This is a genomic window from Paenibacillus alkaliterrae (genome assembly GCF_021532375.1).
GTDB classification, from domain to species: domain Bacteria; phylum Bacillota; class Bacilli; order Paenibacillales; family Paenibacillaceae; genus Pristimantibacillus; species Pristimantibacillus alkaliterrae.
The window spans coordinates 60649-78186 of the sequence record NZ_JAKGAP010000013.1 but is presented as its reverse complement, the minus strand read 5'-3'; the positions used below and the strand labels follow the sequence as shown (position 1 = coordinate 78186).

General features: G+C 47.9%; 15 protein-coding genes. 13 read left to right on the top strand and 2 right to left on the bottom strand.

Translation table 11 applies throughout. From position 1 onward, the window contains the following. Nucleotides 1-93 precede the first annotated feature (93 nt). From L1N85_RS07540 to L1N85_RS07490, 11 genes are all read left to right on the top strand, one after another. Complete coding sequence (locus L1N85_RS07540; protein ID WP_235236713.1) at nt 94-1425, top strand: ABC transporter substrate-binding protein; 1332 nt, start codon at nt 94-96, stop codon at nt 1423-1425. A 91-nt stretch (nt 1426-1516) separates the two neighbouring features. Then, the gene (locus L1N85_RS07535) at nt 1517-2416 is read left to right on the top strand and encodes a carbohydrate ABC transporter permease (RefSeq protein ID WP_235236711.1); all 900 of its coding nucleotides are present in this window, start codon (nt 1517-1519) and stop codon (nt 2414-2416) included. 2 nt (nt 2417-2418) lie between these two features. Continuing rightward, nucleotides 2419-3255: a carbohydrate ABC transporter permease gene (locus L1N85_RS07530; RefSeq protein WP_235236708.1), complete on the top strand. Its 837-nt coding sequence runs from the start codon at nt 2419-2421 to the stop codon at nt 3253-3255. A 34-nt stretch (nt 3256-3289) separates the two neighbouring features. Further along, the gene (locus tag L1N85_RS07525) at nt 3290-4321 is read left to right on the top strand and encodes a glycoside hydrolase family 88/105 protein (RefSeq protein WP_235236847.1); all 1032 of its coding nucleotides are present in this window, start codon (nt 3290-3292) and stop codon (nt 4319-4321) included. Nucleotides 4322-4473: 152 nt separating this feature from the next. Further along, entirely contained in the window at nt 4474-6093 is a 1620-nt protein-coding gene (locus L1N85_RS07520; RefSeq protein WP_235236706.1) for a serine/threonine protein kinase, read from the top strand. Nucleotides 6094-6180: 87 nt separating this feature from the next. After that, the gene (locus L1N85_RS07515) at nt 6181-7731 is read left to right on the top strand and encodes an ABC-F family ATP-binding cassette domain-containing protein (RefSeq protein ID WP_235236704.1); all 1551 of its coding nucleotides are present in this window, start codon (nt 6181-6183) and stop codon (nt 7729-7731) included. 13 nt (nt 7732-7744) lie between these two features. Beyond that, nucleotides 7745-8956, top strand: a complete 1212-nt coding sequence (gene chrA, locus L1N85_RS07510; RefSeq protein WP_235236702.1) for a chromate efflux transporter — start codon at nt 7745-7747, stop codon at nt 8954-8956. Nucleotides 8957-9082: 126 nt separating this feature from the next. Further along, entirely contained in the window at nt 9083-9781 is a 699-nt protein-coding gene (locus L1N85_RS07505; RefSeq protein WP_235236700.1) for a response regulator transcription factor, read from the top strand. Continuing rightward, nucleotides 9778-11136 carry a sensor histidine kinase gene (locus tag L1N85_RS07500; protein ID WP_235236698.1) on the top strand — a complete coding sequence of 453 codons (1359 nt, stop codon included), beginning with the start codon at nt 9778-9780 and terminating at the stop codon, nt 11134-11136. Before L1N85_RS07505 ends, L1N85_RS07500 begins: the two co-directional genes overlap by 4 nt. A gap of 24 nt (nt 11137-11160) precedes the next feature. Then, complete coding sequence (locus tag L1N85_RS07495; protein ID WP_235236696.1) at nt 11161-11934, top strand: MBL fold metallo-hydrolase; 774 nt, start codon at nt 11161-11163, stop codon at nt 11932-11934. Between the two features lie 443 nt (nt 11935-12377). Further along, entirely contained in the window at nt 12378-14351 is a 1974-nt protein-coding gene (locus L1N85_RS07490) for an endonuclease MutS2 (RefSeq protein ID WP_235236694.1), read from the top strand. A gap of 73 nt (nt 14352-14424) precedes the next feature. Here L1N85_RS07490 and L1N85_RS07485 read toward each other — a convergent pair whose 3' ends face one another. Continuing rightward, nucleotides 14425-15063: a thiamine diphosphokinase gene (locus L1N85_RS07485; RefSeq protein ID WP_235236686.1), complete on the bottom strand. Its 639-nt coding sequence runs from the start codon at nt 15061-15063 to the stop codon at nt 14425-14427. A gap of 225 nt (nt 15064-15288) precedes the next feature. Here L1N85_RS07485 and L1N85_RS07480 point away from each other — a divergent pair, with 225 nt between their 5' ends. Together L1N85_RS07480 and L1N85_RS07475 are read left to right on the top strand one after the other, a co-directional pair. Further along, nucleotides 15289-15930 carry a trimeric intracellular cation channel family protein gene (locus L1N85_RS07480; RefSeq protein ID WP_235236845.1) on the top strand — a complete coding sequence of 214 codons (642 nt, stop codon included), beginning with the start codon at nt 15289-15291 and terminating at the stop codon, nt 15928-15930. Further along, nucleotides 15927-16427, top strand: a complete 501-nt coding sequence (locus L1N85_RS07475; RefSeq protein ID WP_235236684.1) for a low molecular weight protein-tyrosine-phosphatase — start codon at nt 15927-15929, stop codon at nt 16425-16427. Before L1N85_RS07480 ends, L1N85_RS07475 begins: the two co-directional genes overlap by 4 nt. 111 nt (nt 16428-16538) lie before the next feature. Here the strand turns inward: L1N85_RS07475 and L1N85_RS07470 are convergent, their stop codons facing one another. Beyond that, nucleotides 16539-17276 (bottom strand): alpha/beta hydrolase, encoded by a 738-nt coding sequence (locus L1N85_RS07470; protein WP_235236682.1) that lies wholly within the window; start codon nt 17274-17276, stop codon nt 16539-16541. Between the last annotated feature and the right edge of the window lie 262 nt (nt 17277-17538).

Sequence of the window (17538 nt, the reverse complement as noted above, 5' to 3'; positions counted from 1 at the left end):
AAAGAAAACGGTTTTTTTAATTCCGGCATTTCGACATTCCCCCTATAATTAAGCTTGTAAACAACATTAAAGAGTCTGGAAGGGGCGTAACAAATGAAAGCACCGAAAAAAATGCTTTTGCTGCTAATGGCTTTTGCACTCGTTCTCGTCAGCGCATGCGGCAGTGCTAACTCCGGCAATGCGGGGAACGCAACTAACAAACCGAGCACTGAAAACAGCGGCACTGAAACGACCGAGGCTAAGCCTGTCACACTTCGGATCGCTTGGTGGGGCGGACAGCCTCGACACGATTACACGATGAAGGTTATTGAAATGTACAAGGAAAAAAATCCGCATGTCTCGATCGAAATGGAATATGCGAACTATGACGATTACTGGAAGAAGCTTGCTCCTCAAGCGGCAGCTAACGAGCTTCCGGACATCATACAGATCGATACGCAAAACTATGCGCAATATGCAGGCAGAAATCAATTGGCTGACCTGACACCGTTCCTTGGCAATCAAATCGACGTTAGCGACATTAGTCAAAATGCGATCGATGGCGGTAAACTCGGCGATGGATTGTACGGCTTCAACCTTGGTGTTAACGCACTTGGTCTGAACTATGATCCAGCGCTTCTAAAAAAAGCGGGTATTGATTCCATTCCTGAAAACCTTACATGGGATAACTACCTAGAGATGGCTGGAAAAGCGAAAGAAGCTGGTTTGTTCTTCGATAATGGAATGCGCCCTGAAGTATTCTTTGGTTACTACCTTCGCACGTTAGACAAAACATTGTTTAACGCTGAAGGTACTGGACTCGGCTATGAGGATGACAAAATGTTCGTCGATTTCTTCGGCATGCTGGCAAAATTGGTTATTGACGGAGCTGTTCCTTCTCCGGACGTGCTTGCTCAAATCAAAGGCGCTGAAGACAGTCACCTCGTCCTTAATCAAGGTATCGGCGTATGGCAATGGTCGAATCAATTCGTAGGTTTGCAGCAGGTTGCGAATCGTCCGCTTGCAATTGCACCTATGCCAGGCCCTAACATGGAAAAAGGCTTGTTCTTGAAGCCAAGTATGTTCTTCTCCGTTTCTGAAAACTCGAAAGCGAAAGAGGAAGCAGCTAAATTTATAAGCTTCTTCGTAAACGATGTCGAAGCTAACAAATTGATTTTGGGTGACCGCGGCGTGCCGGTTTCCGCAAAAGTAAAAGAAGCGCTTAAAGCGGTTTCCACTGAAGCGCAAATTCAAGTTTATGACTATGTAGCTTGGGCTGAAGCGAACAGCTCCCCAATGGATCCTGCTGATCCTATCGGCTCCGCTGAAGTATTCAAATCGTTAACAAGCCTTGCAGAGCAAATGAACTACAACAAAATTACGCCAGAAGAAGCAGCTACGAAATTTAGAGACGAAGCAACCGCCATTCTAAAGAAAAACAAGTAATATTGTTTGAGTAGATGCGATGGTTGGTCATTTGATCGGCCATCGCTCTTCCTTAATTGGCACGTTAGACTTCGTATAGGAGTTGGATAAGATGAAATCGCTATCGCTCAAAAACAACTTGATCGGATACACATTTATTGGTCCGTTCGTAATCGGGTTCTTGATTTTCACATTGATTCCTGCGATCGCATCCTTATATTTCTCGGTTACAGACTATGATCTATTATCTACGCCATCCTTTATCGGATTAGAAAATTACTCGTCGATGTTCACCGATGATTCGAAGTTTTGGGCTTCACTCAAGGTCACGTTTCTATATGTTTTTATCGGTGTACCGCTTCGCTTGGCGTTCGCGTTGTTTATCGCTATGATTTTAAATACAGCCTCGAAAGCAATCGGGTTATATCGGACGGTTTATTATCTTCCTTCCATTATCGGCGGCAGCGTCGCAGTATCCATCATGTGGCGCAACCTATATGGCGACGAGGGAGTCATTAACCATTTTCTGAATGTACTCGGTTTAGATAGCGTGAGATGGTTTGCAGATCCGATAGCTGCTCTATGGATGCTTATTACCTTGTCAGTCTGGCAGTTTGGTTCATCTATGCTTATCTTCCTTGCAGGCTTGAAAAACATCCCGCCGGAATTATATGAAGCATCTAACGTAGATGGAGCGGGACCAATCGTAAGATTTTTCAAAATTACATTGCCAATGCTAAGCCCGATTATTTTGTTCAACACCATTATGCAAACGATCGGTGCGTTTATGACATTCGTTCCGGCCTACATTATTTCCAAAGGCGAAGGCGGTCCGCTCGACGGTACGCTGCTTTATTCGCTTTACTTGTTCCGTCAAGCTTTCGTTTATTTCGATATGGGCTATGCATCTGCAATGGCTTGGGTGATGCTTATCATTATCGCCATTCTAACAGCTGTCCTGTTTGCAACTTCTAAAAAATGGGTTCATTATGAGTCGAAGGGTGGGCATTAGTCATGTTAATCAAAAAACTGAAGTGGCCCATCTACCACATTTTTGTAGCTGCTCTGGCCTTAGTTATGATTTATCCCGTCTTGTGGCTGTTAATGAGCTCGTTCAAGCCAAGTAATCTTATATTTGCAACGGCAGACTCGCTTATTCCTCAGCCATGGATATGGGAGAATTACAAAATTGGATGGATCGGAATTGCGGGTCAATCCTTCGGCAATTTTATTATGAACTCGCTCGAAATCGTTGTATTGTCAACGATCGGAGCCGTGCTGTCATCTGCTTTCATCGCGTTCGGTTTCGCAAGGCTTCAATTCGCAGGCAAAACCTTTTGGTTTGCGGTGATGATGGTTACGCTCATGCTGCCTCATGATGTCGTACTCGTACCGCAATATATATTGTTTGCGAAGATTGAGTGGCTAAATTCGATTAAACCAATCGTCATTCCTCAATATTTCGGTATACCTTTCTTCATTTTCTTGCTCATCCAGTTCATTCGGACGATTCCGAACGAGCTTGACGAAGCAGCGACGATTGACGGCTGCGGAAAATTCCGCCTATTTTTCCGTATCATATTGCCGCTCGTTGTGCCGGCGCTCGCGACTGCAGCGATTTTCTCCTTCTACTGGCGCTGGGAGGATTTGCTCGGACCGGTCCTTTATTTGAACCGTCCAAGTTTATATCCGGTTTCGATGGGCTTAAAGATGTTCCTTGACAGCGATACGGTTTCAAATTGGGGTGCGATGTTCGCGATGTCGGTCGTCAGCTTAATTCCCGTATTGGCAATTTTCTTTGCCTTTCAGAAGTATATTGTTGAAGGCATCAGTACAAGTGGTTTAAAATAGAAATTTAAGTGAATCAGGGGAGAGGAAGATGGAAATGCCTCAACTTCAATTTGATGAAAATCATATTCGTGACGTAATCGATCGTGTAATAGACCGTACATTTAGAATGGATTTTAGTTGGGATTGGCCGGGAGGCGTCGCTTTCTACGGTGTGGCGGAAGCTTATGAAGCAACGGGTAACGAGCGCTATATTCAATTGCTTAAGGAATGGGTTGACGAGAAGCTTGAGGATGGACTGCCTAAGCTGTCCGTAAATGGCGTATCCATCGGACATTCATTGATTTCCTTGTACAAAGCAACCGATGATCAAAAATATTTAGATGTAGCCATTCAAATGGCAGAGTACTTAAAGCATGACGCGGTTCGCTTCGCGGATGGGATTTTCCAGCATACGGTTAACTCGGAGAACTATAATTTCCCTGAGCAGGCATGGGTTGATACGATGATGATGGCAGGTTATTTCCTCATACGCATGGGCCATCTGCTCGATCGTTCGGATTATTTGGAGGATGGCCTCAAGCAGTATCATGGCCATGAGCGCTTCCTGCAGGATCCGGTTACTAATTTGTATTATCATGGCTGGGACAATATCGCACAAAATCATATGTCATCGATCTTCTGGGCGCGCGGCAATTGCTGGGCTTCCCTAACGATGGCGAAGGCTTTTCCGCATATTGCCGTTCAGCATCCGTCGTTTATGATCATTGAAGGCTCGTTGCGAGATCAGCTTAGCACGCTTGTCCGCATGCAAGCGGATAACGGATTGTGGCATACGGTTCTTAATGATGAGACTTCTTATTTCGAAACGTCGGGCTCGGCGGGGATTGCGACTGGACTATTCGCCTTTGGCACGCTGTACAACAAATATATCCAACGCTCGATAGACGGTATTTTGAGTCAGATTACCGAGGATGGCGCCGTCTTGAACGTGTCAGCGGGGACGGCGGTCATGAATGATTTGCAAGGCTACCGCGACGTAGCTCACAAGCGGGTGCAGGGTTGGGGACAAGGACTTGCATTGGCTTTCCTGGCTGAGCTGCTAAATTCGAAGAAACGAGTATTCTAGTCAGTTGAAATAGTGGTTGTACAGTTGAAAAGGGATATGTTATTGTAGAGTAATCGAATAACGTATCGGGAAAGCATCCTGATGCCGCTTGCTGAAAAGCAACGGCATCAGGGTGCTTTTTTTTGTATCCAATAAGGGGAGCGTGCATAAGGATGAATCGTGACATGTCCATTTCTCAGCTAAATACGGGAGATATTATCGGAGAGCGTTACCGTATCGTCGGCATGATCGGCAAAGGCGGAATGGGAGTCGTATATGCCGTAGAGGATTTAAAGCTGGGCAGCATGCTTAGAGCTGTTAAAATAACATCGCAGCAAACGGACGGGAGTCTCGCCTACTCTGAAGAAGCGGTTATGCTCATGAAGCTGAACCATCCTCACCTGCCTCAGATTATTGATTACTTGAAGATGGGTGAACAGGGTTACAGTGCGCTTGTTATGGATTATTTTCAGGGACAGACGATTGCAGCCTATTATGGTAAGCTGTTTGCCGGGTTTACCTATCAACAGATTGTACATATTGCTTTACAACTTTGCTCCGCGCTCAGGTATCTCCATGGTCAAGATCCGCCAATTATCCATAGAGATTTAAAGCCTTCGAATGTGATGGTTGACAGCAAGGGGCTCGTGAAGCTCATTGATTTTGGCATATCAAGATACTATAAGGAGGGCGGTTCGCAGGATACCGTTCAACTCGGAACCGTGGGCTTCGCGGCACCGGAGCAAGGAGGAAATAATGGCCAGAGTGACGGCAGAACGGACATCTATGGATTAGGAGCTTTGCTTTATTATATGGCAACCGGCGGCACGGTCTTTCGCCGGGATGACAGGCTTCTTGAAAGAAAGGATCCATTTGCTCTTATGCAAGCCGATGTATCCCATGACTTCAAAGCGTTTCTAGACCGGATGCTGCAGCCTGTCCCATCCAGCAGGTATCGCTCTATGGCTGAAGTGGAGCAGGAGTTAAAGTCGATAGAACGGCAGAGCATAAGGAAACAAGAGGAGGGATCCTTTAGAGAGGCACCGCCTTTATTTCACCCGGAGTATTTGCTTATCAGCATGATTTCATTATCTCCGGGTGCAGGCGCGAGTTTCTTGACGCTTACATTAGCCGCTTTGCTAGGACACCGGAACAAATCCGTTTCAGCAGTTGAATACAGCGGCTTAAGGCCGGAGTGGCATGCCATTTTATCGCAGCGCGATCGACAAACGATGGCAGCATCCAGCGGCAAATTCGCCTGCGACGATAGATATATTCAATACATCCAGCAGGATCATAAGGTAAACTGGTTGGCCATTAATCCTGTTAGGATGTCCAAATCTGTAAATGAGGAACAAATATTCGAACGGATGCTGGGTCAAACCGCAAGCTCTATCAACATCATTGATTTGTCTCATAAATGGCAGGAGCCGCAGGCAATCGAGCTATTGAGGCAATCGCGGGTCGTCATTGCCGTTGGGGATCCAGCTGTGTTTAAGTGGCAGGCAGCCGAGCTGCAAAAGCTTAATCAATTAGAAACAGAGATCCAAAATAACGGGGGTTCTCTTGCGTGGATTGCGAATAAGGATATCGACTTTGAAGGACGAAAGGAATGGCTCACGCTTTTTCCTTCGAGACCGCTCGCGGTTATCCCGCGATTATCTTCGCATTCCATTCTTCAGGCACAATGGGCCGGCCGTTGGATCACTGATCATGCGCAGGTAAGAAAACGAATGCTTCGAGCTTTTCAACCGGTTTTCACATTGCTTTACAATGAAATTAATACAAATTAGCTTTAACTGTGTTACAATAATACGGGCGAAATCGGCAATAGCCGTCGCTTCTTATTACTGAAATGCTTGAATGGAGCTAATGAAATCATGAGTTTGTTAACGGTAGTGCAATTATCACATACGTTCGGCGATCGCGTTTTATTTAAAAATGTTTCATTCCGTTTGCTGGCAGGCGAGCATGTCGGTCTTGTAGGCGCGAACGGAACCGGAAAATCGACGCTGATGAATATTATGACCGGCAAGCTGCTGAAGGATGAAGGAAAAGTAGAATGGACGCCCCGCGTTCGTTACGGGTATTTGGATCAGCATACGAAGCTGGAAGCCGGCAAAACGATTCGCGATGTGTTGAAGGATGCCTTTGCACCGATGCTTGTATTGGAGCAGGAGCTGAACGAGATCGCAATGCAAATGGGCGACGCCGATCCGGATATGCTTGATCAATTACTTGTGCGAATGGGCGAAATTCAAGAAGAACTGGATATCGGCGATTTTTATTTGATCGATGTCAAGGTAGAGGAGATGGCTAACGGCTTGGGCCTGAATGCCATTGGGCTTGACCGGGACGTAACGGCGCTAAGCGGGGGACAACGGACAAAGGTTTTGCTTGCGAAGCTGCTGCTCGAGAAGCCGACCGTCTTACTCCTCGATGAGCCTACGAACTATTTGGATGAAGAGCATATTAACTGGCTGACTAACTATCTGAAAAATTACCCGTACGCATTCGTTCTCATTTCCCATGAAACGGGCTTTATGAATCAAGTTGTCGATGTCATTTATCATCTTGAATTCACGAAGCTTACCCGTTATTCGGCTGACTACGAGAAGTTTCTTGAAATGGCGGACATGAACAAGGCGCAGCATATAGACGCTTACGAGAAGCAAAAGGAATTCATTAAGAAGCAGGAAGATTTTATTCAGCGCAATAAAGCTCGTGCGTCAACCTCCGGACGTGCGAAGAGCCGCGAGAAGCAGTTGGATAAGATCGATCGTATCGACCGTCCGGAGGAAGCGGCAAAACCGACTTTCGGCTTCAAAGAATCCAGAACGAGCGGCAAAACCGTATTCGAGGCTGACGGCATGGTAATCGGCTACAATAGGCCGCTGCTTCCAAAGATGGATGTGCTTATTGAGCGCGGAGATAAAATTGCTATCGTAGGCTGTAACGGAGTCGGTAAATCGACGCTTCTGAAAACCATCCTGGGTGTAATTCCTCCGCTTGACGGCAACGTTTATCGTGGGGATTACTTGAATCCCGCTTATTTCGAGCAGGAGGCTAAGGCTCCTACAATGACGCCGCTTGACGATGTATGGAACGAGTTCTCGTTCATGAACCAGCATGAGGTGCGTGCTGCGCTTGCACGCTGCGGCTTGAAAAATGAGCATATTACCCGTGCGCTTAATCAATTGAGCGGCGGCGAGCAGGCCAAGGTCCGTCTATGTAAGCTAATGATGCGCGAAAGCAATTGGATTCTGTTCGATGAGCCGACGAACCACTTGGACGTCGTTGCCAAGGCGGAGCTAAAGCGTGCGCTGCAAGCCTTTAAGGGCACAGTCGTTCTCGTTTCCCACGAGCCTGACTTCTATGAGGATTGGGTAACGAAAATATGGGATGTTGAAGCCTGGTCGATGCAAAGCTAGGGGTGATCAATGGATGAATAGGCGAGTATATGGTATCGGTTCTCTATGGGAGGTGTTCTTGGCAGCTTTAAAGCTTGGACTTACCTCCTTCGGCGGACCAGTTGCACATATCGGCTATTTCCGCAATGAGTATGTTGAGAGTAGGCAATGGCTCACTGATCGCGCTTTCGCCGATCTTGTCGTGCTTTGCCAATTTCTTCCGGGGCCTGCCAGCAGTCAGCTCGGCATGGCGATCGGCGCGAAACGTGCAGGGGCATGGGGAGCGGTTGCGGCTTGGATCGGCTTCACCTTCCCGTCAGCGCTGCTTATGATTCTGTTCGCTTACAGTGCGAGCTCCTTAAACATAGCGGATGCAGGATGGCTGCAGGGATTGAAGCTGGCTGCTGTCGCTATCGTGGCTCAGGCCGTTTGGAGCATGGCGCGCACTTTGGCTCCTGATTCGTTCCGTGCGGCATTAGCTCTCGGAACAGCATGCATGGCCATCTTAATCCCTCATATGTGGGGACAGCTGCTGCCGCTGATCGTTTGTGCGGTAATTGGAATTTGGATGTTAAAACCGAAAACTGATGCTGATCTGACTGCGGAGCCTGAGGAAAATATGCCCAAGATCAGCCGACGCTTCGGAGGAAGCATGCTCGTTATATTTTTTTTTCTGCTGATTGGTTTGCCCATCGTCAGTCATTGGGGCGGCGGATCCTTAATAGCCATTGTTGATAGCATTTATCGCGCCGGCTCGCTTGTGTTTGGCGGAGGACATGTCGTATTGCCGATGCTTGAGGTAGAGCTTGTAGGCAAGGGTGAGCCGATGCTGACTCACGGCCAGTTTATGGCTGGATATGGAGCGGTGCAAGCTGTACCCGGCCCTTTATTTACCTTCGCAGCTTATATCGGAGCGGCCATGCAGACGGGGCCGATGAGGATGATTTATGCCTTTATAGCGCTCTTCGCTATTTTCTTGCCATCGTTTCTGCTTTTGATCGGGACGCTGCCTTTCTGGGAAGCTTTAAAGCAAAATCGGGCAGCTCAAGCTGCGCTTAAGGGTGTAAATGCCGGAATCGTAGGTATTTTACTGGCTGCCTTATATGACCCTATATTCGTAGACACGGTTAACACGACAATTCAGTTCGTTTTTGTTTTGGTTTTCTTCGCTATGATTCAATTATGGAAGCGTCCGCCGTGGCAAGTGGTCTTGCTCGCGGCAATTGCCGGTCTACTTTTCCTGTAGGCCGGCTTGCTTGCTTTTGTGAAACAGCTTCATTATGATAAAAATAATGGTACCAGCAGACTAATATTGGAGTATAGATGATGATTTGGACTAATAATGATAACCGGAAGCAGGTGAGCCTCTAAGATGAAAGAGCGTATTCTTGTTGTGGAAGATGAAGCAGGCATTTCTCGAATTTTGCAGCTCGAGTTGGAGCATGAGGGCTATACGGTTGGCACTGCCGCCGATGGACGTACCGGTTATGAGATGGCCTCTACCGGTGATTGGCAGCTAGTGCTGCTGGATGTCATGCTGCCGGAGATGAGCGGGATCGAGGTGCTCAGACTGCTGCGACAAGCGGGTAATCCTGTGCCTATTATATTATTAACGGCTAGAGATACCGTTCCTGATAAAGTTAGCGGCTTCGAGCACGGCGCGAACGATTATATTACTAAACCGTTCGCGATGGAGGAGCTGCTGGCACGCGTTCGTAATATTTTGCGAATTTTTCAGCAGCATCCCAGGGAAGCAGAAGGCTCGGATATGATTAAAGTGGGCGATCTGACCATCGAGCTGAGGACGCGCAAGGTTTACCGCAAGGATATATTAATTGAATTAACGCCGCGTGAATTCGAGCTGCTTGTTTATCTTGTAGAGAACAAGAACGATGAAAAATCTCGCGAAGACATTTTGTCGGAAGTGTGGGGTTACGATTTTATCGGCGAAACGAATTTGGTTGATGTGTATATCCGATATCTAAGGCAAAAGCTGGACAAGGGCTACCGTCATAAGCTGATTCATACCGTTCGCGGAGTAGGCTACATGATAAAGGAGCCCGATGCATGACACTGCGCAAAAGGTTCACGCTTTTCACCATATTTTGGCTTATTTTTATTTTGATTCTGTTTAATATATTCGTTTACTTCTATGTGATCAAGATCACGACGGAAAGTGAAGAGGAAGTTATTGCGAATAAGGTTAATCTCATGCTGGAGAATCCCCGAATACAGAGCGGCCGAGGACTCCATACACCGGAGCTGCTCAATGAATATTACAACGTGAATGAAATGATCCGTATTATTGTGCCAAACAATAGGGTAGTCAACATTACGGGATCCGATCCGCTGCTGCTGCAGCTGCCTGCAACCTTCGAGATTCTGCATCATACAGGTATGATTACGAAAGGCGGAGAGCGTATTTTATTTATGCGCGTACCGCTTTACGAGGATAACCGCGTGATAGCCATGCTGGAGGTTAACCGTATTTTGGACGAGCTGGACAATTATTTGCAGGTGCTTGTCGCTGCTCTCAGCATAACGAGCGGAGGCGCCATTTTGTTCGCTATATTCGGTACCTATTGGTTCACGTCAAGGTTAACGGCGCCGATACAGCAAATGGTGAATACGATGCGGGAGATCGACAGAAGCGGGAAGCTGCGGCAAATTGAACTGGGCAGCCGAGAGGAATCTGCGGAATTGCTGCAGCTCGTTCGCGCATTTAATCAAATGATCGAGCGGCTGGACCGTACGTTCGCTAAGCAGAAGCAATTTGTTGCCGACGCCTCACATGAGCTAAAAACGCCTCTTACGGTTATTACGAGCTATGCGGGGATGCTAAAGCGTTGGGGACGCGATGATGAAAGCTTGCGTGATGAAGCTATCGAGGCTATTGATAAAGAAGCAAACCGTTTGCAAAATTTAACGAAATCGATGCTAATGCTTGCCGAGGCCGAGCAAGAGGATTGGCTGAGGCTGGAGCTTTTCGACGTCGTGCATGTAGTCGACGAGCTTGCCACGATGCTGCAAACGACGTTTGGACGTCCCATCCGCGTTAAGGCGATGTCCAAGGTCGTTCGCATGGTGGGCGACAGGGACAAAATTAGGCAACTGCTGGTCATATTACTCGATAATGCGATTAAATATTCAAAGGATCCCATCGATGTCACCATCTCGCTTACGCGGCAAATCGTGAAGATTGAGGTGAAGGATAAAGGGATGGGCATACCGGAGAACGAGATTCCCCATCTGTTTGAAAGATTTTACCGCGTGGATGGAGCCCGCAGCCGCACTACGGGCGGCGTTGGCCTTGGTTTGTCCATTGCCAAACGGATCGTCGATTTGCATGAGGGCAAAGTAGATGTTTTCAGCTTGCCGGATCTTGGTACAACGATTACGCTGCAATTTAAACAGCGGAAGTCATAAAAGTTGCGCATGGAGGTTGCATAGATGAAGCTCATATTTAGAGGAACCGGAGATTCCATGGGCGTTCCCCGCGTCTATTGCGAGTGCGGCGTTTGCATGGAAGCTCGGACGACAAACGTTAACCGACGCCTCAGATCCTCGCTGCAAATGGAGGACCCGGATGCGGGAACCATATGGATTGATTGCGGCCCTGATTGGGGAATGCAAATGGAAGCGGCCAAAATTAGAGAGATCGATACGATGCTGATCACCCATGCGCATTTCGATCATATCGGCGGCTTGGTGGAGTGGGCGGACGCATGCCGTTGGCTAAACAAAAAGGGTATCGCTTATGCTCCTTCAGAGGTTATTCAAGAAATATTAGCCCGGTTTCCATGGCTGGGTAATCATCTGACCTTTCTTTCATTCGATCAGCCGATAACACTGGGAAAATGGTTTGTTACCAGTTGGCGCGTCAATCACGGTAAGAACGGCTACGCGTATGCATTCCGGTTCGAGCACGTACAAAGCGGTTACAGATGGGTTTATTGCTCGGATTCGATAGGTTTGACGGAGCAGCAACAGAAACCGCTGTACGGACTTGATTTGCTTGTGCTCGGCACAAGCTTCTACCGGGAGCCGTTCGCTTATGAAACGCGTTCCGTTTACGATGTGCTTGAAGCCGTCGATTTGACGGAGTTATGGGGGGCGAAGCGCACGCTGCTTACGCATATGTCTCATGACATCGATCTTAGAAAGTCCTATTCCTTGCCGGAAAACATGCGGTTTGCTCGAACCGGAATGATAATACCGCTATAGCATTGCTATTTATTTGTATGGCAGCTTGACATTGGACTTGTCTTTTTTGTACATTAAGAAAGTAAAGATTTTTATTTATTAGAATGTTTAAAGGGGAAATTTTGATGTTTGCTGGTGTCCATAACTCATAAATTGGATATGGTCAGATGAACAAATGTCTTGCGACCCAGCCCGGTGCGAATGCATCGTGCGGCAAGACTCTATTTGCGATCTGACGCCAAGAGTTCTGGACATGAGGATTTCCGCCTGCATGCATTTCGACAGCGGCCCAATCACCGTGCTCTCATAGCGCGGTTTTTTTATACCCGATTTGTGATTAAGGATTAATCATGAAAGCGGGATAGGATTGGAGCGGCAATAGGTCGATGAAGACAGGAATGGAACGCACCCGCGTTCTGTTTCTGTCTTTTTTTTACCCAAAAACAGAGGAGGCTTTATAAAAGATGAATGAAGCATCATGGAGAAAATTAGAATTTGACAAGGTTAAGCAAAGCGTCATTAGCTATACGGTTTCGCCGGCAGGCAGATTGCTCGCAGAACGACTGGAGCCTAGTACGAAATTTCGTCAGGTTGAAGCATGGCTGCAGGAAACGGAGGAGGCGGCGGGATTGCTGGCGAGCGGAGCGAGTATTCCGTTATCGGCTATGGAAGGCATTGACCCGTTTCTATCCTTGCTTGGCAAAGGGCGGATTTATAACGAATCGGAGCTGGAGCAGCTGTCGGTATGGCTCACCTCCGTCTTGCAAATGAAAAAGTACATGAACAGCAAACGCCATATCGCGCCTACGATTGCAGCTTACGCGGAATCCATGTTTGATTGCCCCTCATTGCGGGAAGAGCTTAACCGTTGTATTCGGTATGGACATTTGACCGATCAAGCAAGTACGGGTCTTGCCTATCTGCGAAGACATATTTATTCCAAGGAGGATAAAATCCAGAAAAAAATGGATCAAGCCATGCATAAGTATCGTTCATCCCTGCAGGAGGCACTCATTAGCAAAAGGCGTGACCGTTTCGTCATCGCGGTCAAGCGTGAGCATCGAAAGCAGGTGCCGGGTACGGTATGGGATGAATCCTCCAGCGGTCAGACCTTGTTTGTCGAGCCGGTTGATGTGGCTGAGCTGCAGGTAGAACTGCAACAATGGAAATCGGAAGAGGAGCGGGAGCGTACAATTATTTTAGCCCGTTTGTCGGAGCTTGCCGAATCGTTTTCATTTGAGCTGCATCGCAACGTTGAGGCGATGGCCACCTTTGATTTCATTACGGCAAGGGCAAAGCTGTCGCGCTCTTACGATGGGAGGCGCGTTCAACTATCGGACCAGTCGGTCATACGGCTCGTTGGCGCGCGGCATCCTTTGCTGGGATGTGGAAACGTGCCCTTACATGTCGATTTGGGCTATAACTGGAAGCAGCTCATTATAACAGGACCGAATACCGGCGGAAAGACCGTCACGTTGAAGACGGTCGGATTGTTTGCGTTAATGGTGCAATCGGGCTTGCTGGTCCCGGCGGAGGAGGGGAGCGTAGTCGGCGTCTTTCAGCATATAATTGCGGATGTGGGCGATGGCCAAAGCTTAGAGCAATCGTTGAGTACGTTCTCTTCTCATATTACGGTGTTGAAAGAGATGCTGAAATGCGCGGGTCCAAGAGCGCTTCTTCTGCTCGATGAGCTTGCTGCCGGTACCGATCCTTCCGAAGGGATTGCGCTGTCCGTCGCGCTTCTGGAGCGGTTGCTGCAAAGCGGGGCACTAACCGCGGCAACGACCCATTTTAACGAAATCAAATCATTCGCCGCTCGAACTGCCGGCTGTCAAAATGGAAAAATGGCCTTTGATGCGGAAACTCTAAAGCCGCTTTATCGGCTGGAGATAGGGGAGGCGGGGGATAGCCATGCTTTGGCGATTGCCCGGAGGTTCGGATTGCCGGAGGATTTGATGCAGCGAGCCGAGCAATTGCTTGGCAACAAGCAGGAGAATGCTGCTCTGAGCGCGATACTTGATTCGAATCCTAATGCAAAAAAAATAATGGACAAGGAAGCAGCAGATGGAGGGGGATCGAAGAGGAAGGCGATAGCTGAAGGGGATAGCGAAGGCACCGAGGGCAAGCAGGTAAAATTAAAACGCAAAAGATTCGAGAAGGGTGACGCCGTATGGATATACCCGCTCAAAAGAGCAGGCGTCGTATTTCGCCCGGCCGATGAGCGGGGAAATGTCATCGTTCAGGTACAAGGCCAGAAGCTTGCGTTTAACCATAAGCGTCTTAAATTGTATATTGCCAGGACGGAACTGTATCCGGATGAACAATATGACATGGACATTATTTTCGATTCAAAGGAAAATAGAAAAGCCCGCAAAATCATGAATCGCAAGCATATGGATGGACTAACGATTGTTACGAAGGAAGAAGATCATTATTAGTGGCCACATTAGCAGCTAAAGATAAACGAGAGCCAAAGCAAAGTCTGCCTTGGCTCTTCTTCTATCTTCGCCATTAGTCTCGGCTCTGTATGACAAGCAGCAGACCTTCGTCCAATTGAATGGTGCCCGTAGAAGAAAGCAGCACATTGCTTATGCCAAGCGATTGTCCAAGCGTTAGGCTGGCATTGGTTAACGGATATCGAAATCCCGTTAACGTTATGCCTTTAACCTCCATAGACAAGGGAAGCAAAGAAACGTTGGGATATCCTTGCTGCTCCACAATAAGGCGATCTGTTGCCAGCGTGATCTTATTATGGTTGTCTATAATTACGACATGAACCTGCTGCTGTGCGGCCAGCGCCAGTAAATGGACGTTTGCTAACGAATGGTCGAATCTTGTGCCCAGCGCACCGAGCAGAACGAGCTCATTGGGCTGCATATCGAGCGCTAGCCGAACAGCCATTTCCGTATCTGTATAGTCCTTATCGACTGGGTCGCAGGCGATTGTCTTCCCGCTGCTGTTGCGAATGGAGATAAGTTCTTCTTCGGATACCGAGTCGAAATCGCCGATCGCAATATCCGGCCTCAAACCTTGCAGGATGAGATAAAGCGCGCCGCTGTCAGCTCCTATAAGCAAATCCCCGGGTTTTATATGCTGTATTGCCCAGTCGCCCAGCTGGCCGCCGGTACATATGACGATGCGTTGCTGCATGAAGAATGTCCTTTCTAAATGGAGGAATGGCATTGCAAACAAATACAAGTATAAATCCTATTGTTCTATAAAAACTAGGGTGAAGCAAGAAGCTTCTAAAATCGATGGAGGAAAACTCGAAATTTGTCGTTGCGCAACCGAATGCTCCCAGCTAAAATGGGGAAGGAAGTACCGATGATTTGGATTGGTACACGGGACGGGAAGCGAGGAGTTTGTTCAGTGGGCATAGATATTTTTGGCGTCTTCAGTATTATTGGCACGATAGCCTTTGCGGTCAGCGGAGCGACTGTCGCGATGGAAGAGGAGTACGATATTTTAGGCGTATTCGTTCTCGGCTTGGTCACTGCCTTTGGGGGAGGGGTCGTACGAAATTTATTAATCGGCATGCCGGTTACATCGCTTTGGAGCCAAGGATATTTGCTTAAAATCGCGATAATTGCCATGACGATCGCGTTTATTTTGCCGGCCGTATGGATTCAACACTGGCGGCGAAGCGAGGCTTTCTTCGATGCGATCGGCTTGTCGGCCTTCGCGATCCAAGGCGCGCTGTATGCGACTCAGATGAAGCATCCCCTCAGCGCCGTTCTTGTCGCAGCAATGCTGACGGGCATTGGCGGGGGAATCATTCGGGATGTGCTGGCAGGGCGGAAGCCGCTGGTCCTTAAGGACGAAATATATGCGGTGTGGGCCATGCTCGCGGGACTGGCGATCGGGCTTGGCTGGTTTAAGTCGACGATTGAACTTTTATTTTTATTTATCGTTATTATTACTTTTAGAATGCTGTCGGTTTATTACAAGTGGAAGCTGCCGCGCCGTTCGCTCCGGACGGCAACGGTTGAATCGAAGCAGAAAGGAGATTCGCAATGAAGGCTCGCATTTTATTCGTCTGCTTGGGTAATATTTGCCGCTCTCCCATGGCGGAGGCCGTTATGCGCTATCAAGTGGTACAAGCTAACTTAGGCGATCAGATTGAGGTGGATTCAGCGGGAACGGGGGATTGGCATTTGGGGCACCCGCCGCATGAAGGCACACGAAAGCTGCTGGATGAGCACCGCATCCCGCATAAAGGGATGAAGGCGCGGTTAGTAACCGCGGATGATTTCGATACTTTCGATTATATCGTATGTATGGATACGAATAACCTGCGCGACGTGCGAAAGCTGTTAGAGATCGGAGAGGGCGGGAAGGAGCATGCAGCTCGGAAGAAGCTGTTCACCTTCATGGAGCTGCTTCCCTCTAAGGGCTTGAAGGATGTGCCGGATCCTTATTACGATGGTAATTTCTCTTTCGTATACGAGCTGGTGGACAGCGGCTGCAAGGAGCTGTTGCAGAGGGTGAAAGCTGATTTGGAGCAGGTAAGATAAGCGTTTTAAAAGCGAAGAAGCTGTCCGGCGGTTCCGCAAGGAACAGGCTTGGCAGCTTCTTGTGCGCTTGCCGCCAGAAAACTTTGCCGGCCGTACACGCATGTTTACCTGCTATTCAACCTCAATAAAGTAGGAGAGCGCCCGGTCAAGCTCCTTTTGCCAGAAGCCCCACTGGTGCTTGCCGTCTTTCTCCTCGTAAAATATCGCGGCTTGCTTATGTTCCAATAATGCCTTGGCGTTACGGTTCAATGCGACGAAGTCGAATACGCCTCTGTCGGTCTCATAGGCATCCTCTTGTAAACCTACAATCATATAAATGTGAAGCCAGCTTAAGTCTCCCTGCTCAGAAATAATATTTTGGGACACCCCGTAGAAAGCGCCTGAAAGAGACATCACGCGCGTGAACAGCTCGGGATAGGTCAAAGCAAGATGAAGCGAAACTGAGCCTCCGAGAGAATCGCCTGCAAGCACTCGATTCTCAGGCTCGCGTCTGACGCTGTAGCGCTCCTCTACGAAAGGAATAAGCTCTTCCGCAAAAAAACGGATATAGGCCGCATGTCGATTGCCGTCTGGCGTATACTCGTCGGTTCTATATTTCTTGTCGACGTCTACCCCTACAATAATAAACGGCTCAAGTCCTTCGTCCAAAATTAACCGGGTTGCCGTAGTTGCGATACGTCCGAAGTTAAAGAAATCTTCTCCGTCCTGGCAATATACGACAGGGTAGCTTAGCACTTCATTGTAGCCCGGCGGCAAAAAGATGCGTAAATTTCTCGATTGCTCGGGCAGATAACGGCTAGGGACGGTTTCTTTCACAATCGTACGTTTTAAATATCTCTCATCGGTCATTTCTTTATCTCCTTACGATTTGATTTTATTGAATGGAATGCTGTCGTTGTGGGTAAACAATAGAAAGGCATGAAAGGGAATCCCATCTATTTCTGTTGTATTGTATTATGCTGTTACAGTGTAAAAATAAATCTGTAGCATATACAATTTCTTAAAAGAATGATGAGAATCGGCGAAAAAACAACGGTTTTTTTGTTTTTTGCTTTGACCATTTTCATTAAACAGGTTTATAATAATTCTATAACAGAGGTAAACGATTTTC